General features: G+C 64.5%; 23 protein-coding genes. 4 read left to right on the top strand and 19 right to left on the bottom strand.

The window, feature by feature from the left end; genetic code table 11:
• Positions 1 to 89: 89 nt before the first annotated feature.
• Entirely contained in the window at positions 90 to 1,313 is a 1,224-nt protein-coding gene (gene gspF, locus AAIL67_RS03765) for a type II secretion system inner membrane protein GspF (RefSeq protein WP_063661908.1), read from the bottom strand.
• A gap of 160 nt (positions 1,314 to 1,473) precedes the next feature.
• On the opposite strand from gspF, the gene AAIL67_RS03770 reads away from it, so the two are divergent.
• Positions 1,474 to 2,223 carry an SDR family oxidoreductase gene (locus AAIL67_RS03770; protein ID WP_063661906.1) on the top strand — a complete coding sequence of 250 codons (750 nt, stop codon included), beginning with the start codon at positions 1,474 to 1,476 and terminating at the stop codon, positions 2,221 to 2,223.
• A 71-nt stretch (positions 2,224 to 2,294) separates the two neighbouring features.
• Here the strand turns inward: AAIL67_RS03770 and AAIL67_RS03775 are convergent, their stop codons facing one another.
• From AAIL67_RS03775 to AAIL67_RS03795, 5 genes are all read right to left on the bottom strand, one after another.
• Positions 2,295 to 2,951: a glutathione S-transferase family protein gene (locus AAIL67_RS03775; RefSeq protein WP_034409029.1), complete on the bottom strand. Its 657-nt coding sequence runs from the start codon at positions 2,949 to 2,951 to the stop codon at positions 2,295 to 2,297.
• Positions 2,952 to 3,044: 93 nt separating this feature from the next.
• Positions 3,045 to 3,734, bottom strand: a complete 690-nt coding sequence (locus AAIL67_RS03780) for a YafY family protein (protein WP_034381465.1) — start codon at positions 3,732 to 3,734, stop codon at positions 3,045 to 3,047.
• A gap of 126 nt (positions 3,735 to 3,860) precedes the next feature.
• Entirely contained in the window at positions 3,861 to 4,868 is a 1,008-nt protein-coding gene (locus AAIL67_RS03785) for an LLM class flavin-dependent oxidoreductase (RefSeq protein WP_063661904.1), read from the bottom strand.
• Positions 4,869 to 4,913: 45 nt separating this feature from the next.
• Positions 4,914 to 5,198: a hypothetical protein gene (locus AAIL67_RS03790; RefSeq protein WP_063662093.1), complete on the bottom strand. Its 285-nt coding sequence runs from the start codon at positions 5,196 to 5,198 to the stop codon at positions 4,914 to 4,916.
• Positions 5,199 to 5,295: 97 nt separating this feature from the next.
• Positions 5,296 to 7,248 (bottom strand): hypothetical protein, encoded by a 1,953-nt coding sequence (locus tag AAIL67_RS03795; RefSeq protein WP_343483431.1) that lies wholly within the window; start codon positions 7,246 to 7,248, stop codon positions 5,296 to 5,298.
• 173 nt (positions 7,249 to 7,421) lie between these two features.
• Between AAIL67_RS03795 and AAIL67_RS03800 the strand changes: the two genes are divergently transcribed.
• Positions 7,422 to 8,600, top strand: a complete 1,179-nt coding sequence (locus AAIL67_RS03800; RefSeq protein WP_343483432.1) for a helix-turn-helix transcriptional regulator — start codon at positions 7,422 to 7,424, stop codon at positions 8,598 to 8,600.
• Positions 8,601 to 8,611: 11 nt separating this feature from the next.
• On the opposite strand, the gene AAIL67_RS03805 is transcribed toward AAIL67_RS03800, so the two are convergent.
• The 10 genes from AAIL67_RS03805 to gspG all read right to left on the bottom strand — a co-directional run bounded on the left by AAIL67_RS03805 (position 8,612) and on the right by gspG (position 18,189).
• Complete coding sequence (locus tag AAIL67_RS03805) at positions 8,612 to 9,973, bottom strand: ATPase, T2SS/T4P/T4SS family (protein ID WP_034357344.1); 1,362 nt, start codon at positions 9,971 to 9,973, stop codon at positions 8,612 to 8,614.
• A gap of 13 nt (positions 9,974 to 9,986) precedes the next feature.
• Positions 9,987 to 12,368: a type II secretion system secretin GspD gene (gene gspD / locus AAIL67_RS03810; RefSeq protein ID WP_034381477.1), complete on the bottom strand. Its 2,382-nt coding sequence runs from the start codon at positions 12,366 to 12,368 to the stop codon at positions 9,987 to 9,989.
• A 3-nt stretch (positions 12,369 to 12,371) separates the two neighbouring features.
• The gene (gspN, locus tag AAIL67_RS03815) at positions 12,372 to 13,202 is read right to left on the bottom strand and encodes a type II secretion system protein N (RefSeq protein WP_343483433.1); all 831 of its coding nucleotides are present in this window, start codon (positions 13,200 to 13,202) and stop codon (positions 12,372 to 12,374) included.
• 8 nt (positions 13,203 to 13,210) lie between these two features.
• The gene (gene gspM / locus AAIL67_RS03820) at positions 13,211 to 13,753 is read right to left on the bottom strand and encodes a type II secretion system protein GspM (protein ID WP_034381482.1); all 543 of its coding nucleotides are present in this window, start codon (positions 13,751 to 13,753) and stop codon (positions 13,211 to 13,213) included.
• Positions 13,750 to 14,976, bottom strand: coding sequence for a type II secretion system protein GspL (gspL, locus tag AAIL67_RS03825; protein WP_343483434.1), 1,227 nt, complete (start codon positions 14,974 to 14,976; stop codon positions 13,750 to 13,752). Before gspL ends, gspM begins: the two co-directional genes overlap by 4 nt.
• 45 nt (positions 14,977 to 15,021) lie before the next feature.
• The gene (gspK, locus tag AAIL67_RS03830) at positions 15,022 to 16,023 is read right to left on the bottom strand and encodes a type II secretion system minor pseudopilin GspK (RefSeq protein WP_224651068.1); all 1,002 of its coding nucleotides are present in this window, start codon (positions 16,021 to 16,023) and stop codon (positions 15,022 to 15,024) included.
• A gap of 65 nt (positions 16,024 to 16,088) precedes the next feature.
• Positions 16,089 to 16,781 (bottom strand): prepilin-type N-terminal cleavage/methylation domain-containing protein, encoded by a 693-nt coding sequence (locus AAIL67_RS03835; RefSeq protein ID WP_343483435.1) that lies wholly within the window; start codon positions 16,779 to 16,781, stop codon positions 16,089 to 16,091.
• A gap of 3 nt (positions 16,782 to 16,784) precedes the next feature.
• The gene (gspI, locus tag AAIL67_RS03840) at positions 16,785 to 17,150 is read right to left on the bottom strand and encodes a type II secretion system minor pseudopilin GspI (protein WP_034357356.1); all 366 of its coding nucleotides are present in this window, start codon (positions 17,148 to 17,150) and stop codon (positions 16,785 to 16,787) included.
• A complete protein-coding gene (locus AAIL67_RS03845) occupies positions 17,147 to 17,587 on the bottom strand; it encodes a prepilin-type N-terminal cleavage/methylation domain-containing protein (RefSeq protein WP_343483436.1) in 441 nt (146 codons plus the stop codon). The genes gspI and AAIL67_RS03845 overlap by 4 nt, the downstream gene beginning before the upstream one ends.
• Positions 17,588 to 17,760: 173 nt before the next feature.
• Positions 17,761 to 18,189 (bottom strand): type II secretion system major pseudopilin GspG, encoded by a 429-nt coding sequence (gene gspG, locus AAIL67_RS03850; protein WP_003058806.1) that lies wholly within the window; start codon positions 18,187 to 18,189, stop codon positions 17,761 to 17,763.
• A gap of 70 nt (positions 18,190 to 18,259) precedes the next feature.
• Here gspG and AAIL67_RS03855 point away from each other — a divergent pair, with 70 nt between their 5' ends.
• Positions 18,260 to 18,730 carry a type II secretion system protein N gene (locus AAIL67_RS03855; protein WP_343483437.1) on the top strand — a complete coding sequence of 157 codons (471 nt, stop codon included), beginning with the start codon at positions 18,260 to 18,262 and terminating at the stop codon, positions 18,728 to 18,730.
• On the opposite strand, the gene AAIL67_RS03860 is transcribed toward AAIL67_RS03855, so the two are convergent.
• The 3 genes from AAIL67_RS03860 to ilvA all read right to left on the bottom strand — a co-directional run bounded on the left by AAIL67_RS03860 (position 18,723) and on the right by ilvA (position 21,783).
• Complete coding sequence (locus AAIL67_RS03860; RefSeq protein ID WP_343483438.1) at positions 18,723 to 19,286, bottom strand: histidine phosphatase family protein; 564 nt, start codon at positions 19,284 to 19,286, stop codon at positions 18,723 to 18,725. The two genes, AAIL67_RS03855 and AAIL67_RS03860, sit on opposite strands and share 8 nt — an antisense overlap.
• 7 nt (positions 19,287 to 19,293) lie before the next feature.
• The gene (locus AAIL67_RS03865; RefSeq protein WP_343483439.1) at positions 19,294 to 20,121 is read right to left on the bottom strand and encodes an adenosylcobinamide-GDP ribazoletransferase; all 828 of its coding nucleotides are present in this window, start codon (positions 20,119 to 20,121) and stop codon (positions 19,294 to 19,296) included.
• 108 nt (positions 20,122 to 20,229) lie between these two features.
• Positions 20,230 to 21,783 carry a threonine ammonia-lyase, biosynthetic gene (gene ilvA / locus AAIL67_RS03870; RefSeq protein WP_045838472.1) on the bottom strand — a complete coding sequence of 518 codons (1,554 nt, stop codon included), beginning with the start codon at positions 21,781 to 21,783 and terminating at the stop codon, positions 20,230 to 20,232.
• Positions 21,784 to 22,166: 383 nt separating this feature from the next.
• Between ilvA and AAIL67_RS03875 the strand changes: the two genes are divergently transcribed.
• Positions 22,167 to 22,619, top strand: a complete 453-nt coding sequence (locus AAIL67_RS03875; protein WP_012837016.1) for an OsmC family protein — start codon at positions 22,167 to 22,169, stop codon at positions 22,617 to 22,619.
• Positions 22,620 to 22,672 lie beyond the last annotated feature (53 nt).

Raw genomic sequence — 22,672 nt, forward strand, 5'->3', positions numbered from 1 at the left:
TGCGGAAAAAACCCGCAATGCACTAAAAGAAAGCAAGAATTGCGCCAAGCTGGAGTGGGCGCTTCCGCACCGTTGCGGGCGCGGCCGGCCTATTTGACGAACTGGTTGAGCTGGATGATGGGCATGAGCACGGCCAGCACGATGAGCATGACCACCAGTCCCATGATGACGATGAGCAGCGGCTCGAGGATCGTGGCCAGGTGCATGGCACGGCGCTGGACCTCGGTGGACAGCTGGGTGGCGGCACGCTGCAGCATCAGCGGCAGCTGGCCCGTCTGCTCGCCCAGCCGGGCGAACATGGCGACCAGGCCCGGAAAGCGCTTCTTCTGAGCCAGGGCCGAGGCCAGCGGCGCGCCTTCGCGCACCAGCACCAGCGCATCCATGGCATCGGCGCGCAGGGCGCGGTTGTTGAGCGTCTCGGCCGCGGCCTGCAAGGCCTTGAGAATGGGCACGCCCGCTCCGGCCAGCATGGCCAGAGTGCCGGCAAAGCGCGCCGCGTTATAGCTGCGTGAGAGCCGGCCTATGAGCGGCAGACGCAGCCACTGGGCATCGAAGCGCTCGCGAAACGCCTCGTTCCTGAGCGCCAGCCGAAAGCCCACGGCAGCCAGCAGCAACACGGCCAGCATGAACCAGCCGTAGTGGCGCACAAAGTCGCTGATGCCGAGCATGACCACGGTGAGAAACGGTAGCGCACGCTTGGTGCCGGCAAACACGCCGGCCACCTGCGGCACCACATAGCTGACCAGAAAGATCACGATGACGATGGCCACCAGCGTCACGATGGCCGGATACAGCGAGGCGCCGATGAGCTTGGACTGCAAGGCCTGGCGCGCCTCCAGGTCGTCGGCCAGGTTTTCCAGCACCGGACCCAGGCTGCCGCTGGATTCGCCGGCGCCGATCACGGCGCAAAAGATATCGGAAAACTCGCGTGGATGCTGTTCCAGCGCCCTGGCAAAGCTGGAGCCGGCATTGACCTCGGCCCTCAGCGCTGCGACCAGCTGATGCTGGCGTTCGTCCTCGGCTTCCTCGGACAGCGCAGCCAGTGCGCGTTCTATGGGCAGGCCGGAGCTGACCAGGCCCGAGAGCTGGCGGGTCCATACCGCGAGGCTGGTGGAGTTGAAGACCGGGCGCGTGAACCATCCGGATGCGCCGGTGCGGCCCTGGCCCTTGCCTGCGGCGACGGGCTCGACCTGCAGCGGCACCAGGGCCTGGCTGCGCAGCTGGCTGCGCGCGGCACGGGCGTTGTCGGCTTCCAGGGTGCCCTTGCGGGTCTGGCCCTGGGCATCCAGGGCTTCAAAGGTAAAGGCGGGCATGCGCGAATCGATCTGACGGGTGAGGGGTTAGTGCAGATGGTAGCGACTAATGATGTCAGCACTTCGGCGTTTGAGAGAGCGAACCCGGCTTGACGCAGGTCAGGACTGCCGCGGCTGAGGTCGGCACAATGGTCTGCCGATTCAAGAATGCGAGGTTTCGATGCTCAAGGACAAGGTTGCATTGGTGACGGGGGCTGCATCCGGCATAGGCCGTTGTGTGGCGCTGACATGGGCCAGGGAAGGCGCGCGGGTGGTGCTGGCCGACCTCAACGAGGAGCAGGGCCAGGAGAGCGCGGCTCTGGTGCGCGAGCTGGGTGCCGAGGCACTGTATCTGCGCGCCGACGTCGGCAGCCCAGCGGATCATGAAGCGCTGGTGGCCCTGACCATGCGCCACTTCGGCAGGCTGGACGCGGCCTGCAACAACGCCGGCATCGGCGGAGCCAGCGCGCCAACCGCCGACTATCCACTCGATGCCTGGGAGCAGGTGCTGCGCGTCAATCTCTCGGGTGTCTTCTATGCCTGCAAATACCAGATTGCCGCCATGCTGCAAGGCGGTGGCGGCTCCATCATCAATATGGCATCCATCCTCGGCGCCGTGGGCTTTGCCAACTCTGCGGCCTATACGGCCGCCAAGCATGGCGTGCTGGGCCTGACCAAGGCGGCGGCGCTCGAATATTCGGCCAGAGGCGTGCGCGTCAATGCCGTGGGGCCGGGCTTTGTCCAGACCCCCATGATCAGCGGTCTGGAGCAGGACCCGGCCACGCATGCGGCGCTGGTGGCGGCCCACCCCATGGGACGGCTGGGCCAGCCCGAGGAGATCGCCGAGCTGGTGGCCTGGCTGGCCAGTGACCGCGCGTCGTTTGTGACGGGCGCTTATTACCCGGTCGACGGCGGTTACTTGGCGCGCTGAGTGGTCTGCAGCGGTTTGCTATAGGTTTTGATGGCCCTGCGCTTGACTGGCAAGCGCTGCGGGCAAAAACCTTAAACGACTGGCGCCATGGCGGCGGCTTGCATATCGCCGTCGATCTCGTCGGCGCGCACCGAGGCTGCACGCTGCAGCAGCGGCGTGGCATAGGCCTCGAATTCGGGCCGCCTGGGCAAGCTGCCGTCCATCATGCTCCAGCCGATATAGCTGGCCAGATACAGATCGGCGGCCGTGAAGTGGTCGCCGCAGACATAGCGTTTGCCGGCCACCGCATGCAGCAAGGTGTTCAGCACATCGTCAAAGCGGCCAAAGCCCGCGCTTATGGCCTGCTGATGAGTTTGCGATTGCAGCCAGCCTTCGTTGCGGGCGGTTGTGACGGCCTCCACCGGCCCGGCGACAAAGAACAGCCAGCGAAAGTAGCTGGCCCGTTCCGGGCTGCCCATTGCCGGGGCCAGTCGTTTCTCGGGAAAAAGCTCGGCCAGATAGGCGAGGATGGCTCCGGTCTCGGTGACCACGGCATCGCCATGTTGCAGCGCCGGGACCTTGCCCATGGGGTTGATGGACAGGTACTCGGGCGACTTCATCTCGGGTCCGAATTCCAGCTCAATGGTTTCATAGTCGGCGCCGCATTCCTCCAGCATCCAGCGCACCATGCGGGCGCGTGATCTGGGGTTGCTGAAAAAGCGCAGCTTGGGTTGCTGAGGTGTGGACATTGCGGCTCTCCTTGGCGGGCTGTTGTGACATGGCAAAAACGCCATGCAGCCAATGTAGGAGCGGGGGCTGACAGTTTCTGTCAGCAGCGCCGCTCAATCCAGCGTGTAGCCGGTTTCGTCCAGCCAGCGCTGTATCAGTGCCTGACGTCGCTGCGGATAGCGTTCTCCGAGATCCTCCAGCGCGTCCACGCGGTCGGCGCGAAAGTGACGAAAGGCCTGGCGCAACTCGCACCATGCCGAGACCACGCGGCTGCGCTCGAAGTAGGCCATGGCAAACGGCCAGACCCGGCGCTGGCTCGGCACGCCATGCTGGTCCCGGTAATGCAGCACGACCTTGTGTTCGGCGCGGATGGCGCGGCGCAGCGCGGCCTGCCAGGGCTCGGCCGGCGGATCTGTCTGCATATTGGGAACCAGCAGGCCGCTGGTATCGACGGCGATGCGCAGCTCCAGCGGCAGTGCTGTGCGTATGCGGTCCATGGCGGCGGTGGCAGCCTGGGCCAGTTGCGGATCGGCCTGCAGGCTGGCCCAGCGAGCGCCCAGCAGCAGGGCCTCCAGCTCGTCGGCGTTGAACATCAGCGGCGGCAGCAGAAAGCCGGGCCGCATCTCGAAGCCTATGCCGGGGTCGCCCAGGATGTCGGCGCCCTGAGTGCGCAAGGTGGCGATGTCGCGGTACAGCGTGCGCAGGCTGATGCCCAGCGCCTGGGCCAGCTCGGGCCCGGTCTGCGGCTGACGGGCGCGGCGCAGCGTATCCAGCAATTGCAGCAGACGGGCGGAACGGCTCATGGGCGAAATCTCGGAGGTGAACGACGCAGGAGTTTGGCATGCTCTCATGCCAGGGCAGCCGGTTTGTCGTTACCCCTGAGCTCCCCCTTTCCGTGCAGCGTGAGAGGGGGGAGCTGCCAGGTCCGCTCAGGAGGCAGTGTTCATTGCGCCAGCCGTGATCTTCAGGCTGCGCAGGCGCAGCTCGGCGTCATAGACATCGCTGACGATCATGAATTCATCGGCCTGGGTCTCGTCGGCCAGCTTTTGCAGGCCCTGGCGCACGGTATCGGGGCCGCCGATGACGCCCACGGCCAGGAAATCGGCAATCGCCGCCTGAGCGCGCCCATCCAACTGCTCCCAGAAGTCCGGTATCGGGGGCATGAGGCGGGTACGGTTGCCGGTCAGAATGCCGAGCACGCGCTGATAGGTGCTGCTGGCCAGAAACCGCGCCTCTTCATCGCTGGGAGCTGCAATCACGGGCACGCCGACAATCGCGTAAGGCTTGGCCAGCGTGGCACTGGGCTTGAACATCTGGCGATACAGGGCCAGGGCCTGGTGCAGCATGCGTGGCGCAAAGTGCGAGGCAAAGGCGTAGGGCAGGCCCATGTGTGCAGCCAGCTGGGCCGAGAACAGGCTGGAGCCCAGCAGCCAGATGGGCACGTGGGTGCCCGCGCCCGGCATGGCGATGATGCGTGCTCCATCCTGGTGATCGCCGAGCAGACGCTGCAGCTCCTGCACGTCGCGCGGAAAGTCTTCCTCGGTCTCCACGCGGTCGCGGCGCAGGGCGCGCATGGTCGCTGCGTCGGTGCCCGGCGCGCGGCCCAGGCCCAGGTCGATACGGCCCGGGTAGAGCTCGGCCAGCGTGCCGAAGGCCTCGGCCACCACCAGCGGTGCATGGTTGGGCAGCATGATGCCGCCCGAGCCCACACGAATCTTCTGCGTGGCGCCTGCGATGTGGCCGATCAGCACGGCCGTGGCCGAACTCGCAATGCCAGGCATATTGTGGTGCTCGGCCAGCCAGTAGCGGGTGAAGCCCAGCTTTTCAGCCTGCTGCGCGGTGCGCACGGCAATCTGCAGAGCATCGGCCACCGTTCCGCCTTCGCGCACGGCGACCAGGTCCAGCATGGACAGCTTGACGTTGTTCAGGGATTTCATGGCGATTGATCTCTATGGTTTTGATAGCTTGCAGCGTTTTCTGGGTCAGCGTTTTCGGCCGATTTCACGTCCAAAAACAATGGCGACCAGCACACCCCAGGCCAGCAGCAAGGCTGCCATGGCGTAATAGCTGCTGCCGGCCTGCATGGCAAATACCGAGCCCAGCAAGGCCACCAGCGCCGCCATGCGGATTACGCGGCGCAACTGGTCCACGGGAAGACGGCCCTTGATGTTGAACAGCACGGCGAGGCTGATGACAGCCAGGGCGATCAGCAGCAGAAACAGATCGCCGCCATAGGGCTGGACGGAAGTGCGAAGGTTTTCAAGCATGGCAACGATTCTGGCAAAGCTCAATGACCGCTGCTGGCTGAGGCCATGCATGAAAAAGCCCACCGAGAGGTGGGCTGTGCTGCGCTAGGGCGGGGAGTCAGTTCAGGCCGAGGGCGGCAAGCAGCGCATCGGCTGCAGTGCCATTGAGCCGCTGCTGATTGCTGACCATCTGCTTGTCCCGATAGCCGACATAGGTGATGCCGCCCCGCTCGACGAACAGGCGATAGTTCTGGAAGTTGCTGACATTGAGCTGGGTGGGCTCCTGTGCGAAGCGCAGCACCTTGGCATCTGCCTGGGTGGCGATGCTGTAGTTGCTGACCAGGATCGTCTTGCAGGTGGACACGCCGTTGATGAACAGGGTCCGGTTGTTGGGCAAGGTGCTCATATCGCCCTCGCATTCATAAAAGCGTGCGCGCTGTTCGCCGCCGTTCTCGAAACCCACCATATAGCGCTTGTAGGCGGCGCTGCCATCGGGCTTGAGATAGTCGCGGCGGCTGACCAGCACGCGCGAGTTGTTGCCATGCACATCGGCGGCCGAGACATTGGGCGCAAAGTCGCCGGCATTCCACGCGATGAATTCCGCAAGCGTGGCGCTGCGCCAGGTGCTGGTGTCAGGGTTGTTCGGTGCGTCGGCACGGGCAATGGTGGCGCGGTTGGCGTTGTTGCTCAGGTAGTAGTCGCTGCCGCCCAGGTCGGTGACGGTGCGATAGCTGAGCGTGGAGCCGCTGGGGAAGGTCGTTTCGGCCGGAAGCTGATCGGGCCTCGGGCCCCAGTTGGCAAAGCTGCCGTCGGCAGAGTCCTGCCACGGTGCGGAGCGGATCTCGGTGACGATGTCGCGCATCTTCAGGCCGGCGATATTGCGCACGCTCTGCTTGGCTCTGCTGACCAGGCTCTTGCAGTACAGGGATTCGCTCTCTCCGCTCGCGAGGCTGGTGACCTGCTGCACGAAATCGGTGGGGCAGGCAAACCATTCGCTGCCGGTCCAATAGATCTGCGGCCTTGTCCAGGGTTGCTCCTGGCCGCTGACCACGCGCTCGCGGAACTCCGTGAAATAGCGTTTGCCGTTCGCATCGGGAGTGTTCTGCTCGGCCGTGGCTTCGAAGGCCCGGATGTAGTAGTTGCTGGTGTCGGTAAAGCTGAGCCAGCGCAGCTGCGTGCTCGCCGTGGGGCCGCCGGCCTCGGGGATGCTGGTTTGCGACTGCATGGCTGCGATCAGGCCCACATTGCCGGCCGTGACGCCCGAAGCGCTGGCCACCTGCTGGGCGGCGGTTTCCATGGCGGATTGCTTGTCCTTCATGGAGCTGCTGGTGTCGCTAAGGGCGGGATTGTCCAGCACGGCCGTGGCCAGGGTTTGCAGCTGCTGCAGCAGCACGCTGTTGACGGCGGCGTTGAGCTGTACCGAAGTCAGCGGCGCGCCGTCGACGCCTGTGGCGCCTGCCGTGTTGGTGAGCTGGGTCTGGGTGGTCACCACGATCAGGCGCGCCATGGTGGCGGCCAGCTTGCCGGCGTTGCTGCCGTCCTGGGTGAAATCCGCCAGCACCGAAGTGCCCAGGCCCAGCTGGCTCTGGATGGCTGCTGCCGCATCGGCGGTGCTGCTGCCCGTGGCCTGGCTGTGCGCCTGGACCAGGGTGCTCAGCGGGCTGACGACACCAGGCTGATCGGCGGGTGCTCGCAATATGAAAGCCACGGGAACGGCGCCGGTGTCGGCATCGACAGAGTCCTTGGTGACCAGGGCCAGAATCGGGAATTTGCCCACATCGGCCTCTGGCACTTCCAGGCTGGCCTGACCGGCGGCATTGGTGACGGCACTGGGCTCCCCTGCGTCGCAGCTGCCGTTGTCGTTTCTGTCCATGCAGACCCTGACGTTTTGCAAGGCGCCGTCGATCACGGTGGTGGAGATCGATTTTGTGGCCGGAGCCGGGGCGGGCGACGGAGCAGGAGAAGCGCTGTCGCTGCCACCGCCGCAGCCGGCAATGGAGGCAATCAGGACCAGGGTGCCCAGGGACACCGAGCGGCGGATGAATGGAGTTGTGGTGAGTGCTTGTGACATGGCAGCCTTTGGTTGATAGAGTGGCTGCCGTTGTTTGTAAGCACTTGTTGTCGCGGAAACATCACCAAATTGGGTGAAGGGTTTGCAGCTATTTCAAAGTGTGAGTAAATGAAATGAATCCCCAGCGAAGCTCCATGAGGCGCTTGCTGTGGCGAGCCTTGGAAGGAGGCTCTATGGCGGTAGCGCATCTGCCTTTGATGTTGCAGGAACGGTTGCCCGCATTGATTGCGGCCATCTACGAGTCGGCACTGGAGCCGGCGCGCTGGCAGGGCTTTCTGGCCTTGTTCGGCGCGGCCCTGCGTTCACCGGCCAGCGTGATCTGGGCCAACGACTTTGCGCAGCGGACGGTGGATCTGGACGGGGGCTTTGGCACTTTCGGCGCCAGTCAGGGCTTTGCCGCCGCCGAACTGGAAAGCTTTGCCACGCACTACTGTCAGTGCAATGTCTGGCTGCAGGACCAGAGTCTGCATAGACCGGGCACGGTGGTGAATTCCTCCACACTGTTTCCCGACCGGAACCTGCCGGGTACCGAGTGGTATGGCGACTGGCTGCGACCTCAGGACCTGTTCTACTCCTGCGCGGCCGTGGTCGACAATCAGCATGACCGATCGTTCAACATCACCGTTGTCAGGCCGCATGCCGTGGGTGCCTACAGCGCCGAAGAGCTGGGCCTTGTGCAGCAGCTCATGCCGCACCTGCAGAGCGCATTTGCAATTCACCGACGCCTGTACCGTACCCAGGCATTGCTGAATGCATCGCTGGCCGTACTGGAGGATCTGCCGGTAGGCGTGGTTCTTCTGGACGAACGTGCGGCCGTGATGCATGCCAGCAGCCGGGCCTTGCGCTTGATGGAGCAAAGCCAGCTGATGTACCGCGCGGCCGACGAGAGCCTGCAGGCCACCAATGCCGCAGACCAGCGCTGGCTGCAGAAAGCCATGCGGGACTGTGTTGCCACGGGGCTGGGCAAGGCGCTGCACCACGGGCGGGCCAGCCGCTTCACAGGGCTGGCCGGACAGCAGTTGCAGGTCATGGTGTCGCCCTTGCCCATACATAGCAGCCCCTATGGCGAGCGCAGTGCCGCCATGCTGCTGATCAGCGATCCGGCGCTGCGCATTCCTTCGCTGCAGGATTTGCTGTGCAATCTCTATCGGCTCACGCTTGCAGAGGCTCAACTGGCCCAGGCGCTGATCAATGGCTGGACCCTGCAGGAGTTCGCCGAGAGACAGGGCCTGTCCATCCATACCGCGCGTTCGCAATTCAAATCGGCGGCGCTCAAGGTCGGTGTGGGGCGGCAGGCCGATTTCGTGCGCGTGCTGCTCACGGGGCCTGCCATGCTGCGCTGGCGCGAGTGAGTCTCGGGCCCTCAGTCGCGCGTGACGCGCATCACCTCGGCTTGCGTGGTGATGCCTTCGCGAACCAGGCGTTCGCCATCCTCGCGCATGAGCTGCATGCCTGCAGCCATGGCAGTCTCGCGGATCTCGGCCTCGCTGGCACCGCGATGGATCTGGGCGCGAATCGCATCGTCCACGGCCAGCAGCTCGAAGATGCCGGTGCGGCCACGGTAGCCGCTGGGCTCGCTCAGGTCGACCTTGCGTACCAGGCGCTGTGCCAGCACTCCCAGCAGCGATGAGGACAGCAAAAAGGGCTCGACCCCCATGTCGATCAGGCGGGTGACGGCGCTGGGTGCGTCGTTGGTGTGCAGCGTGGCCAGTACCAGGTGGCCGGTGAGCGAAGCCTGGATGGCGATCTGCGCGGTTTCGAAGTCGCGGATTTCGCCGATCATGATCACGTCCGGGTCCTGGCGCAGCAGGGCGCGCAAGGCCTTGGCAAAGGTAAGCTCGATCTTGGCGTTGACCTGGGTCTGGCCCACGCCGGCCAGCTCATATTCGATGGGGTCTTCCACCGTCATGATGTTGCTGTGGCTGGCATCCATGCGCTGCAGCGCGGCGTAGAGCGTGGTGGTCTTGCCCGAGCCCGTGGGGCCGGTGACCAGCACGATGCCGTGCGGCTGCGCCGTGAGATGGGTAAAGCGCCTGAGCGTCTCGCCGCCCATGCCCACGGCTTCCAGGCTGAGCTTGCTCTCGCTCTTGTCCAGCAGGCGCAGCACGGCGCGCTCGCCGTGGGCGCTGGGCAGGGTGGAGACGCGCACGTCAATGGCTCGCGTGCCCAGGCGCAGGCTGATGCGCCCGTCCTGGGGCAGACGTTTCTCGGCAATGTCCAGATCGGCCATGATCTTCAGGCGGCTGATCAGGGCGGCGTGCAGGGCGCGATTGGGCTGAACCACCTCGCGCAGATCGCCGTCCACGCGAAAGCGCACGCTGGAATGGCGTTCGTAAGGCTCGATATGGATGTCCGACGCGCCGTCGCGTGCCGCCTGCGTGAGCAGGGCGTTGAGCATGCGGATGATGGGGGCGTCGTCGGCAGTTTCCAGCAAGTCCTCCACGGCTGGCAGGTCCTGCATCATGCGCGTCAGATCGGCATCGGACTCGACCTCGCTGACCACCATGGCCGCGCTGGAGTCGCTTTGCGCATAGGCCGCGCTGATGCGATGAGCCAGCGCGCCGCTGTCCAGCAACTGCCAGCGTTGCACCGCATGCTTGCGCTGCACTTCGGAGATGGCCGACCAGTCGGGTTGCGGACCATGCCAGAGCACGGGCTCCTGGCCGTCATCCTCGATCAGCAGCTGGCTGCTGCGGGCAAAGCCATAGGGCAGGGGGTAGCGCATGCCTGGCCTTCGCTTACAGGGTGCCCGGGGGCAGGGTGGCGGGCGTCACAGGCGTCACGGTCACAGGCTGGCCGTTCACCGTGGGCTGGCCTGGGCGCGTGAAGTCCACGATCTCGGGCTTGGCCCCGGGAACGATGGCCACATTGGGCACGCTTGCCGGTGCAGCACCGCTGGATGCGGGCAGCAAGGGAGCGGCATTGACATTGCGCATCAGCAGATTGGGGTCGGGCTGCACGGTTTGCTGCATGCCGCGAATGGACTCATAGCGGTCCTGCGAGAGCTGGCTGGTGGAGTTGGCGTCACGCAGCACGGTGGGGCGCAGAAACACCATCAGATTGGTTTTCTTGCGCTCGCGGCTGGTGTTGCGAAACAGATTGCCCAGCAAGGGAATGTCGCCCAGCAGCGGCACGCGCTCCTGGCTCTGGCTGTATTCGTCGGCAATCAGGCCGCCCAGCACCACGATGGCGCCGTCCTCGACCAGCACATTCGACTCGATGGAGCGCTTGGTGGTGGTGGCACCGGACTGTGCATTCGCCGTCCCCTGCTTGACCGCCGAGTTCTCCTGGTAGACGGCCATCTTGATGGTGCCGTTCTCGTTGATCTGCGGACGAATCTTGAGCAGCGTACCCACGTCCTTGCGCTCATAGGTGGTGAAGGGATTGACCGAGCCCGAGGTGCCGGCGGTGTTGGTATAGGAGCCTGTGGGGAAGGGCACGTTCTCGCCCACCATGATGCTGGCCTCCTCGTTGTCCAGCGTCATCAGATTGGGCGTGGAGAGAATGTTGGTGTCGCCGTCGCCCTGCATCAGGTTGACCAGGGCGCCCAGGCTGGTGTTGCCGTTGACGTTCTGGGTGAAGCCCAGGTTCATTCCCTTCATGCCGCCGATCGCCGAGGCCTGGCTGTCGGTGAGAGGCGTGCCGTTGACCAGATTGCCCACGGCCCCTGACAGGCCGAAGATGTTCGAGATGCCGCTGATGGAAGTGCCGTTGCCGAGCACGCCCAGCACGCGGCCGTTGTTGCGGATCACCGAACTCCACTGCACGCCGAGTTGGGCCGCCTTGTCGGCCGAGACTTCGACAATCAGTGCTTCGATCAGCACCTGGGCGCGGCGGCCGTCGAGCTTGTCGATGACGGTGCGCAATTGACGGTACAGCGGGCCGGGGGCGGTGATGATCAGCGAGTTGGTCGTGGGGTCGGCCTGGATCATGCCGCCCGTGGAGGGTTGCTGGGCCGTGCCGAAGCGCGAGCTGGGGCCGCTGTTGCCGCCGCCCAGGCCTACGGTGGCGCTGCCGTCCGTGCCGCGCGAGATCACGGGCTGGGAGCTTGCTGCATTCGTGGTCGAGCCGGCGGCTGCCGTCATGCCCGGCTGGCCACCCAGGGCGGTGCTGGCGCTGGTCTGGGCGTTGATGGCGGCACGCAGCGTGGCGGCCAGGGACACCGCGTCGGCGTTCTTGAGATACACCACATGGATGTTGCCGTCGTCACCGTTGCCCGTCATGGCCGGCTGGTCCAGACGCGCGATCAGCGAGCGGATCTGCGACAACTTGGCCGGGTTGGCCGCACGGATCAGCACCGAGTTGCTGCGCGGCTCGGCCAGTATGGAGGTGCGGAAGCTGGTGTCCGCCTGGCCTGCTGCCGCGCCGGCTCCGGCCTGGACCACGCCGCCTGCGGTGGCAGAGCCGCCTTCCATCAGACGGTTGACCAGGGCCACCATATCGGCGGCCACGGCATGGCGCAGCGCGATGACTTCCACATCGGTGGCGTTGGATACATCGGTGCTGGCGATGATGCGCGAGATGCGCTGCAGATTGTCCGCGTAGTCGGTGATGATCAGCGAGTTGTTGCCGGGGTTGACGTTGATGGTGTTGTTGGGGCTGATCAGCGGCCGCAGCACGGGCACCAGATTGTTGGCGTTCTCGTAGTTGAGCTTGAAGATCTGCGTGACTATCTGTCCGCCGCCAGCCTGACTGCCGCGTCCGCCCTGGCCGACGGAGACCTCGCTGGACTGCAGCTTGGCATCGGCTTCGGGAATCACTTTGAACAGACCTGCCGACTCCGTCACCGTGAAGCCCTGCATGCGCAGTGCCGCCAGGTACTGCTGATAGGCAGTGGCAGGCGAGACGGCCTTGTCGGTCAGCAGCGTGATCTGGCCCTTGACGCGCGGATCCACCACCACGTTGCGATTGGTGATGGCTGCCATGGCGCGCGACACGGCCTCGATATCGGCATTGGTGAAGTTCAGCGTGACCGGCTCGCCAGGTCGCAAACTGGGAGTGGCATTCGCTTGTCCGCTCTGGGTTTGAGCATGAATAGGTGCTGAAATGCAGACGGCAAGCGAGGCAACAGCTATCGAATGCAGTGTGTTTTGCCAGGCGGTGCGTGAATGCTGAGTCATGTGTCAACCAAAGGTGATGATGGAGCGCGCACCCTGGCGGCGCCCCAAGATATTGAGCAAATTCGACAGAGCGGCTTCGCGCTCGGGGCTGGCAGAGGCTTCGCCCCTGAAATGCAGGCGCGAGTCCACCCATTGGCCCTGGCCGCTGAGCTGCAGGTCGCCGCCCAGCGTGGTCAGATTCAGCTGGGCATTGTCTCCGCCCTGTATATCGAGGCGGTAGCTGCCCAGGGGCTTGAGCGATGACAGCCTGGACGATACGGCCAGCGCTTCCAGCCGCGTCAGGCCCTGGCTGGTAGCCCGGCCGGCGCGATATTGCAGCGTCAGCCCGACGGTGGACAGGCGCAACTGGCCCTGCAGGGCCACGGTGTTCCAGGGCGTGCCCAGGCCGGCCAGCAGCTCAGCGGGCAGTTGCAGCACGCTGTCCTTGACGTGCACTGTCATGGCGTTCCAGCCCGGCTGCAGCTGCGCCAGCATCGGGGTACTGGTGCAGCAATCGCTTTGCAGGCTGATGCTGGCGCCGCTCAGGCCGGGTCGCAGTGTCCAGTTCAGGCGCGTGGGCAGGCTGCTCTGGTCCTGGCTGTCCTTGCCGCCCGTGAGCACCAGTCTGGCCGAGCCGCGCCAGAGCGTGCCGCGCGGCTCCTGCAGCTGTACCTGGTCGGCTGTGATCGATTGCACGCCTGCGGCCAGCCAGGCCGCCGGAGCCTGGACCAGCACCGTCAGCAGAGCACCCAGCAAGGCACCGCCCACTGCCCAGCGGCGCGGCGAACGCGGATCGCCCGGTTCACGCGATCTGCGCGAGGCTTTGCTGGTGGTGCGTGAGGTGCTCAGGCTCATGGTCGCGGCTAATTCTGTGCACCTGCGTTGTCGGGCAAATCGAGCAGCAGATTGCCGCTCCAGCGTGTGACGGCAGCGCCGTCGACGCTTTCGCCGAGATTGCGGTTGAGCTTCATCTCGGCCACCGAGGCATGGCTGTTGTCACGCACCTGTGCCAGCCAGCGGGCCAGGGCGGGAGCGGCGGCATTGCTCAGGCTGACCTGGGCACGGTTGCCCAGCCACTGCAACTGTGCGCTGCTGCCGAGTTCGGTCTTGAGCGACTGCTCCAGCTGCGTGCGCGCATCAGCGCTATTGCCCTGCGGCTGCTGGCGCAGCAGCTCGGCCTGGGCCTGCATCTGCAGCATGTTCTGCAGCTCGCGCTCCGCTGCCGCATGGCGTGCGGGGGCCGTGCGCAGGCTGTGCAGGGCCGGTGCCAGCGCCACCCACCAGAGCAGGGCCAGCAGCACGACGCTGGCGGCGATCAGCAACAGATTCTGTTCGCGCTGGGCCAGGACGCTCCAGCGCTGGCGCAGCGGAGCCAATGCGGTTTTCAAGGCGTTCTTCTGCTTCATGGCCTAGCCTTTGCACTGAGCACCAGATCTGCTCCTTCGCGTTGCAGCATATAGCCATTGGCCTGCAGGCTTTGCTGTGCGTCGCCCACTGCTTCGGGACTCAGGTCCAGACCCGAGATACGCAGCTGCTTGTCCTGGTATTGCAGGCTCTTGGCATTCTGCACGCCCTGAATGCCGGCGCTAGCGGCCAGCAGGGCTTCAAGGTCGCTGGCGGACAGGGCGCCGGAGTTGCTGCGCAGCAGATCCAGTTCGCGTTGCATCTGTACCGGAGCATCGATGATGACGGGCACGTGAGGGAAGGTGGTCTGAAGTACCTGCTTGGCCTGCTGCTGGCGCAGTTCGATGGCACGGTTTTCCCTGAAGGCCCAGGCGTTGAGTCCGACCAGCTGGGCGACGACGGCAATGCCTGCAGCCCAGCGCGCAGCACGCCATTGCGGAGCCTTGGCAAAACCATGCCAGGCATCGAGCAGGCGGCGCTTGGCGCGGGTGCTGCCGCCCAGGTCCAGATCGAACTGGGCCAGGTCGCCTGCGTAGCCATGGCTTTGCAGCAGCCGCTGGGCGGCGGTGAAGATGCTGACCGGGCGCTGCAGTGTCTCCGCGCTGCGTGCCAGATGGGGTTCGGCCAGCACCGGCAGATCCTCGGGCAGGCGAGCCAGCAGTGGCTGCAACAGGCCGGCATCGGCATGCTGGGGCAGGACGACGAGGCAGGCTTGTGCATCCAGTCCGGTGGCACTCAGCTGGGGCTGGGTGCTGTCGCCCGACAGAAGCAGCTGGGCCTTGCTGCTTGGCCATTGTTCGGGCACCAGACGGCTGGCGGCATGACCATGCTGTTCCAGGGCCTGCAAATGGGATTGCAGCCAGCCCTTGTCGCAGGCAGCCACCCAGCAGGTCTGACCCGCCGCCGAGCCAGCGTCCAGTGCCAGGTGCATGACGGACGGCTCATCGAGCAGCTTTTCTTCCAGCAAACCCTCAAGCACGGCGCGCAGACGCTGCTGGCGCCGGCTTTGCACATTCAGTCCTGGAGGCAGGGTGACGGCATGCCAGGACAGCTGAGCGGCCGGGATGACGGCGGTGATCTGGGCCGTGCGGCCCGTGGCCGGCAGTAGGGACGCCGCAGCCTGGCCGCTGCGCTGAATGCTTTGGCCATCGTCGCTGAGGACGTAGAGATATTCCGTGGCGGAGTTGGCGTGCTTCGCCGACAGCTGTATTAGCAATGTGCTCATGAGGGAAGATGCAGCATTCTATGGGGGCAGTGTGACATCAGGGTGTCAGGGTCTGGCAACTGCGGGCATACCCCAGTCGGCGTGCTCCTGCCACAGGGTAGTCACGTTCATGTCCTTGCGCTGAATCAGTGAACGCTGGCTCAAGACGTTGTCCCCGAGGCGCAGGCGACCGCGGGCTTCGAAATAGCTGGTGGTCACGGAGTGCATGGCACTGTTGAAGACGCCGGTCAGCCCTATGGCCGCAGCCGCTGCATTCAGGGACTTGAAAGGCGAGGCGTCGCGCAACTGCACCAGCTGGTTGGCGCGGGCCCAGTCCAGGTCCTCGGTGCTGGCCCAGATGACCTCGGCGCTGGCCGTATTGAGATTGACCATGGTGCGCTCGGGCAACAGCGAGACATAGGGCTCGATGCGCGCGATGATGCGCGGATCGACGCCCAGCCAGCCCAGTTGCCCGACGGTGCGCGGCATCAGCGCCGCAGTCTGGCTCTTGCCGCGCATGGCTTGCTGCAAGGCCGTGGCGATCTGCATGACGGAGCTGCCGGGCAGACCCAGGCGCTCGAACAGGCGCAGAAAAGGCTTGAGGTTCTCCTCTTTCACGCTCGAGTCGGCCCCGCTGAGCAGATTGCGCAGATTCAGGCGCGACTGCAGATCCACGATCTCGCCCGAGAGAAAAGCGTCCTGCATGTCGGCAAGACCGTCATCGACCTGGCTGACATTGTTCTTGGCTGCCAGAAATGTGGACAGGCGAGCCTCCTTCAGCGGCACCGCCCAGGGCTCGCCCAGATGATCGACCGGGTTGCTGCGGTTGGCGCGCGAGTCCTCCTGCAGCACCACGCGCGACCAGTCCAGCGCGCCCAGCAGCAACCAGTTGGCCTGCACACGATTGCGTTCGGCGGTCTCGATTTCCACATCGCGCCATTGCTGCCAGAGCGCGGCCGAGGCCAGGGTGGCAACCAGCACCACCGTCAGCATGGCTGCCAGCAGTGCTGCACCGCGCTGGCGCACGCGTCGGAAACTGGCGCACCCCAAGCCGGAAACCCCGAGCATGGGCCGCCCCGCAGCGATGGCGTTGTCCCTCTGGAGGGAAGGCGCGAAGCGACTCAGGGGGGATTTCATGATCTGGAGTTCGAGCGCAGCGGGTTGACCCAGTCCACCGTCATCACTCCATTGAGCGCTCGGCCTGGGGGCAGTGTCAGTTCTATGCGTATGCCGTCGGGCACGACGGGCAGCACGGGGTTGCCGTCGCTGCCGACGCTGCTGCCGTCATCGCTGCCCTGATCGCTGGACTGCGGGTTGGTCCAGGCGTTGCTGCGGTAGTAATAGACGCGCCACAGATCAAGCGGGATCAGCACGGTCTCGCGGCGCATCTGGTCGCTGGAAGGATTGCGGCCCCATTGGGCCGCCTGGTTCCAGGCATCGTTCCATTCGCTGACCGTGCGCGCGGGCAGCGATTGCCAGCGCACCCATTGAAAGCGGCCATCAACATTGCGACGGCTCCAGGCCACGATGAGCGCCCCGTTGTCGACGGCTGCACTGGTCTTGCGCGTCAGGCGCAACACCTGGCCATCCCAGTCCAGCACCTGGCGACCCTGAAGCGGCATCAGCGCGTTGAGGTCGGCATTCCACTGAGCCAGCACGGTCTGCATGACGGCATGCTGCTCGCCTTGCTCGCGCGTCACTTCCTGCGCCCTCAGCATGCCGTCGATGCCGCGCCAGCTCATGATGGACAGCAGGGCCATTGCGGCCAGGGCCACCAGCAACTCGATCAGCGTGAAGCCTTTGTTTATGTTGCGCATGCTGCTCATTATTCAGTAGCGGCCGACGATGGTGGACACGCGCAGCACCGCAGCCGCTTCGGAAAACACCTGGGCATCCACGCGTCTGAAGCTGGGGTTGGGCGTGGGGCGCACGCTGAGCTGTACCTGCATCTGTCTGCCGGCCTGCTGGCACTGGATGGTGGTGTCGCCGACGGCAGGCATCTGATTGAACAGGCGCAGTCGCACCAGTTCGTTCTGCGCGCAGAGCTGGGCCAGGATGACGTCGGACTGGCGCTGGGCATTGCGCGTCAGGGCGCTGCTGGCCTGAAGTCCAGCCAGCAGGGTGACGCCGACAATGCCGACCGCGACCAGTACCTCGATCAGCGTGAAGCCGCGCTGCAGCAGGGCGGGCTTCATGGCGTCACCTGCAGATTTTGAATGCTGAACGGGCGCAGCCCGTCGGTGGCCAGCCGCAGTGGTGCCGAGTTGCTCCCGGGCAGCGACAAGGTAATGCTCTGCCTTGGAATCAGCGGCTCCGGTCCCAGCACCACGGGTGTATTGGGCTGCACCAGCACAGGAGTCTGCAGCCATTGAGTGGGCATCTTGACGTTGGGTGGCAGACCTTCAAACCGGAAGCCCTGCGGCATCGGGCGCCAGATAACCAGGGCGCCATTGGTACGGGCCTGGGCGCGGGCCGATTCGAGCAAGGTGGCCAGACGCTGGGCCTCGCGTTCGAGCTGCTGCTCGCCGCTGTCGCGTATGGCCAGGCTCACACCCGCCGTCGCCAGCGCCATGATGGAAATCACCACCAGCAACTCCAGCAAGGTAAATCCGGCGTGTTTGAGTTGAGCCATGAAGGAGTGAGCGGCCGAATTGCTGATGTGAAGCGGGTTAGACGGAGGACGTTTCGCCGCCGGGCAGCCCCAAGGCGAAACTCGGCTTTAGCCGGTCAGGGCCCCTTGGGGGCAGCGACCACACGCAGTGAGGGAGCGTGGGGTCGATGCTCTTGTGGGGGCCTCCTTAACGCTCATTGCCAGGAGCCAATATCCGCATCCTTGCCTTCGCCGCCGGCCTTGCCGTCAGCGCCCAGGGACATGATGTCGATGGGGCCCTTCACGCCTGGGTTCAGGTATTGATAAGGATTGCCCCAGGGGTCATTGGGCAGCTTTTCCAGGTAGGGCTTCCAGTTCTGCGGAGCGGGGCCGGTGGTTGGTTTGGCTACCAGCGCCTGCAGGCCCTGTTCGGCCGTTGGATAGCGCTGGTTGTCGAGGCGGTAGAGCTTGAGCGCCTGGTTGATATTGGCGATATCGGTCTTGGCTGCGGTCACGCGCGCATCGTCGGCGCGGTCCAGCACATTGGGCACGATAAGCGCTGCCAGCACGCCAATGATGACCAGCACCACCATCAATTCGATCAGGGTAAAGCCGCGTGATGCGGCGTGGCGAATAGCAGACATCGGATGACGGCAGTTGGTGCTCATTGGAAACTGTAGGAAAAATGCAGTATTGCACCATCATAATCGTCGAATGCGACTGCAATCTTTCAATGCCGGTCAGGGCCTTTCCATGCCGGTCAAACTCACGACCCTGCTGCTGTGGGCGATTGCCGCTGCGGTGGTGGTGTTCTGGACACTCCGGTTCGTCGGCAGTGGCAGTGAGCAGTTACATGTCGTCCCGCCTGCGCAGCCGGTACAGGCCAATGTCCAGGCCATGGCCAAGGCTTTGGGGGCGGTCGCCGCGCCTGTTGCCGCCGTGGCCGCGCCAGTGGCCAGCCGCTATGCGCTGCTGGGGGTGCTGGCAGGGCACGAAACAGGCGGCGGTGCCGCGGTGATCGCCGTGGAAGGCAAGGGCAGCAAGGCCGTGCGTGTAGGTGAAGCCGTGGAGGATGGCGTGATTCTGCAATCTCTGGCGGCGCGCGAAGCGCGACTGGGCCCTGCCAACGGGCCGGCCAGCACGGTGCTGCAATTGCCCAGGCCGCCCATGGCCAGCTTCAATTGAGTTCGAGCTGCAGCCACTGTCCATAGGCGGGCGCCGGCAAGATCCATTCATGGCTTTGCGGCAGCCGGCGGCCATGTTGCAGCAGCCACTGCACACAGCGTGCCACACCGGCATGGCAGATCCACACCATATGTTCGCTGTTGCTGCTGAGCGCGTCTTGCAGCGCCTCGTGGACGCGCTGCAGCATCTGTGCCAGTGATTCGCCCTCGCCGGGTGCGTGCCGCGCCAGATCGTGCGCCCAGACACCGATGGCAGCTTCGCCGATGTCATTCCAGCGCAGGCCTTCCCAATGGCCGAAGTCCATCTCCAGCAGTCTGCCGTCGGGGGTGGAGACGAAATCCGGCTCCAGTACCTGCAGATCCAATGCCAACTGCCTGCATCTTTGTAGCGGCGAGTGCCGGATCTGCAGCCTGCCATGCAGGTGCTGCAGAGATTGCTGCAGGGTCTGAGCGGCTTGCCGGGTGGCCTCTGCATCGGCGGCGATATCGAGGCGGCCATAACAGCGCTCGGTATCGATCAAGGGACGTGCGTGGCGCACCAGCCATAGCGTCTTCATGGCCGTTCTATAGCAGCTGGCGCAGATAGATGCAGCTGGCCAGCAGCAGAGCCAGTTCATTGAGCTGCTGGCAGGCGCCCAGACAGTCGCCCGTCATGCCGCCAAGGCGCTTACGCAACCAGCGCTTCATCAGCCAGGTGGTGACCAGCATGGCAGCCAGCAGGCTGGGCACAAAGCTCCAGACGCCGAGCCAGCCCAGCAGGCCCAGTGCCGGCAGACACCAGAGGCAGCCGGTCAGCATGCCTTGCCAGCCCAGTTGCCTGCCCGCGATATGCAGGGTCTTGCTGCTCGCGGCCAGGCCGACGTGGGGCAGGCTGCGCATCAGCACCAGCGGCGCAAAGCGCGACAGCACATGAATGCAGCACACGAGGATGAGTACCGGCGCCGGTCCCCAGAACGGCTGCATGACGGACAGCAACAGGGCGATCAGCACGACCTTGGTGAGCAGTGCCATGAGCAGAGCCATCACGCCATAGGCGCCTATGCGCGAGTCCTTCATGATCTCCAGCGCGCGCTCGGGCGGGACCAGGCCGCCCAGCCCGTCGGCGACGTCGGCCAGACCGTCCTCATGAAAACAGCCGGTCAGCCACAAGGTGCCGGCGGTGCTGATGAGCGCCGCCGCCAGCGGCGACCAAGGGCTTGCCGGCAGCAGCCAGAGCAGGGCTGCCAGCAGCAGTGCGGCCCACAGGCCCACCAGCCAGCCCACGCCGGGCAGATGCGCGGCGCTGGCACGCTGCATCTCGGGGCTCCAGCCCACCCAGGCCGCCAGACGTCCAGCCACGGGGATGCGGCTGAAGAACTGGACGGCCAGCAGATAGTGGCGCAGGGCTTGCATGGTGTTGCGAATAAAAAAGGAGCTGGTTTCGCTTGATATTCCTATGTTTCAGATTCTTTTCTATCTGAAATCATTGTCTGTAATGCGGTGGCAGCTCCTTTTTTTGTTTTACTTTAGGAACAACTGGTACGCAGGATTGCTGGTTTCCTCCACCCAGGGATAGCCGAGGTTTTTGAGAAAGCTGTCGAACTTCTTGTGGTCCTTGGCCGGCACCTGCATGCCGACCAGGATGCGGCCGTAGTCGGCGCCCTGGTTGCGGTAGTGGAACAGGGAGATATTCCAGGTCGGCGCCATCAGGCTCAGGAACTTGAACAGCGCGCCGGGGCGCTCGGGGAAGACAAAGCGCAGCAGGCGCTCGTCCTGGGCCAGCGGCGAGTGGCCGCCCACCATATGGCGCAGATGTTCCTTGGCCATCTCGTCAAAGGTCAGGTCGAGTGCCTCAAAGCCGTTCTTCTGGAAGTTCTTGCAGATCTTCTCGGACTCGCCCTTTGTCGGCGTGGTCAGACCCACGAACACATGGGCCTTGCTGTCGTGGCTGATGCGGTAGTTGAACTCGGTCACGTTGCGCGGGCCGCCGGGCAGCTTGCCCACCACCTCGCAAAAGTGCTTGAAGCTGCCGCGCTCTTCGGGGATGGTGACGGCGAACAGGGCTTCGCGCTCCTCGCCGACTTCGGCGCGCTCGGCCACAAAGCGCAGGCGGTCGAAGTTCATATTGGCGCCGCTCAGTATGGCGGCGTAGGTTTCGCCCTTGGTCTTGTGCTTGGCCACATACTGCTTGATGGCCGCCACGCCCAGGGCGCCCGAGGGCTCGACGATGGAGCGGGTGTCGGTGAAGATGTCCTTGATGGCGGCGCAGACGGCATCGGTGTCCACGGTCACATAGTCATCCACCAGGCCCTGGGTGACACGGAAGGTTTCCGCTCCCACCAGCTTCACGGCCGTGCCGTCGGCGAACAGGCCCACATCGGCCAGTTCCACGCGCTCGCCCGCCTGCACGGACTGCATCATGGCGTTCGAGTCCTTGGTGTGCACGCCGATCACCTTCACCTCGGGGCGCACGGCCTTGATGTAGTTGGCAATGCCGGCAATCAGGCCGCCGCCGCCGATGGGCACGAAGATGGCATCCAGACGCTGGCTGCCCAGCTTTTGCAGCTGGCGCAGCAGCTCCATGGCGATGGTGCCCTGGCCGGCAATCACATCGGGGTCGTCAAAGGGGTGGACAAAGGTCAGGCCCTCGGACTTCTGCAGCTTGACGGCGTGTTTGTAGGCGTCCGAGTAACTTTCCCCGGCTAGCACCGCCTCGCCGCCCAGGGCGATCACGGCATCGATCTTCACCTGGGGCGTGGTGGTGGGCATCACGATCACGGCGCGGCAGCCCAGCTTCTTGGCGCTCATCGCCGTGCCCTGGGCATGGTTGCCCGCGCTGGCGCAGATCACGCCCTTTTGCAGCTGCTCGGCCGTCAGATTGGCCATCTTGTTATAGGCGCCGCGCAACTTGAAGCTGAACACGGGCTGCTGGTCCTCGCGCTTCAGAAGCACTTTGTTGTGCAGGCGGCGGCTGAGGTTCTTGGCAATGTCCAGATCCGACTCCACGGCCACGTCATAGACGCGTGCATTGAGGATGCGAGTCAGATAATCGGCAGGGGTCAGGGCTTGAGTCATGGTGCAAATCGAAAGCAGAGCACCAGAGCCAGGGTAATCAGCCTGCCGGGTGCATGGAAGCCGACCATGATAGGCGCTTGCTTGCTGCGCTGCAGTACTCGCTCAAGAGGTGCATGCTGCTGCTCTGAGAAGCAGGATGAGCAGGCACGAAAAAAAGCCCCTAGCTCAGGAGCTAGGGGCTGAATCCACCATTAGAGGAGGTGGAGGAGACAAATGGTGCGATACAGATTGGTGTTAACCAGTAATCTGCAGTCTGCCTGCGGGTTTGACCTCACAGGTAACGCTTGGGTTGTATTGTATGAGGCTTGTGTTTTCTGTGCATCAAAAGATTCGGGTTTTTATGTATTTGATGCAAAATTGCAACAGTTTTGAGAGGAAAAACAATGGAATGCACGGTTAGTTGGACAGGCGCGGCCACCGGAACGCGCTCGGGCATGGGCTTTGTGGCAGAGACCGGCAGCGGCCATGTGGTCAATATGGACGGCGCACCGGACGAGAAGAACCCGGCCAATGGCGGTCGCAATCAGGCTCCTCGTCCCATGGAGATGCTGCTGGCCGGCGCCGGCGGCTGCACGGCCTACGACGTGGTGCTCATCCTCAAGCGTGGCCGTCACGATGTGAAGGGCTGCAGCGTGCAGCTGACTTCCGAGCGCGCCGAGACCGACCCCAAGGTGTTCACCAAGATCCACATGCAGTTCACGGTCAGCGGCAAGAACCTGCCTGCCGGAGCCGTCGAACGCGCCATCGCCATGAGCCACGACAAATACTGCTCGGCCACCATCATGCTGGGCAAGACGGCCGAAATCACGACGGGTTTCGACATCGTCGAAGCCTGAACTGGACGTTCGATCGAAAAAACGGGCCTCAACGGCCCGTTTTTGTTGAACAG

Origin of the sequence: Comamonas sp. A7-5 (genome assembly GCF_039581385.1) — a bacterium.
GTDB classification, from domain to species: domain Bacteria; phylum Pseudomonadota; class Gammaproteobacteria; order Burkholderiales; family Burkholderiaceae_C; genus Comamonas; species Comamonas thiooxydans.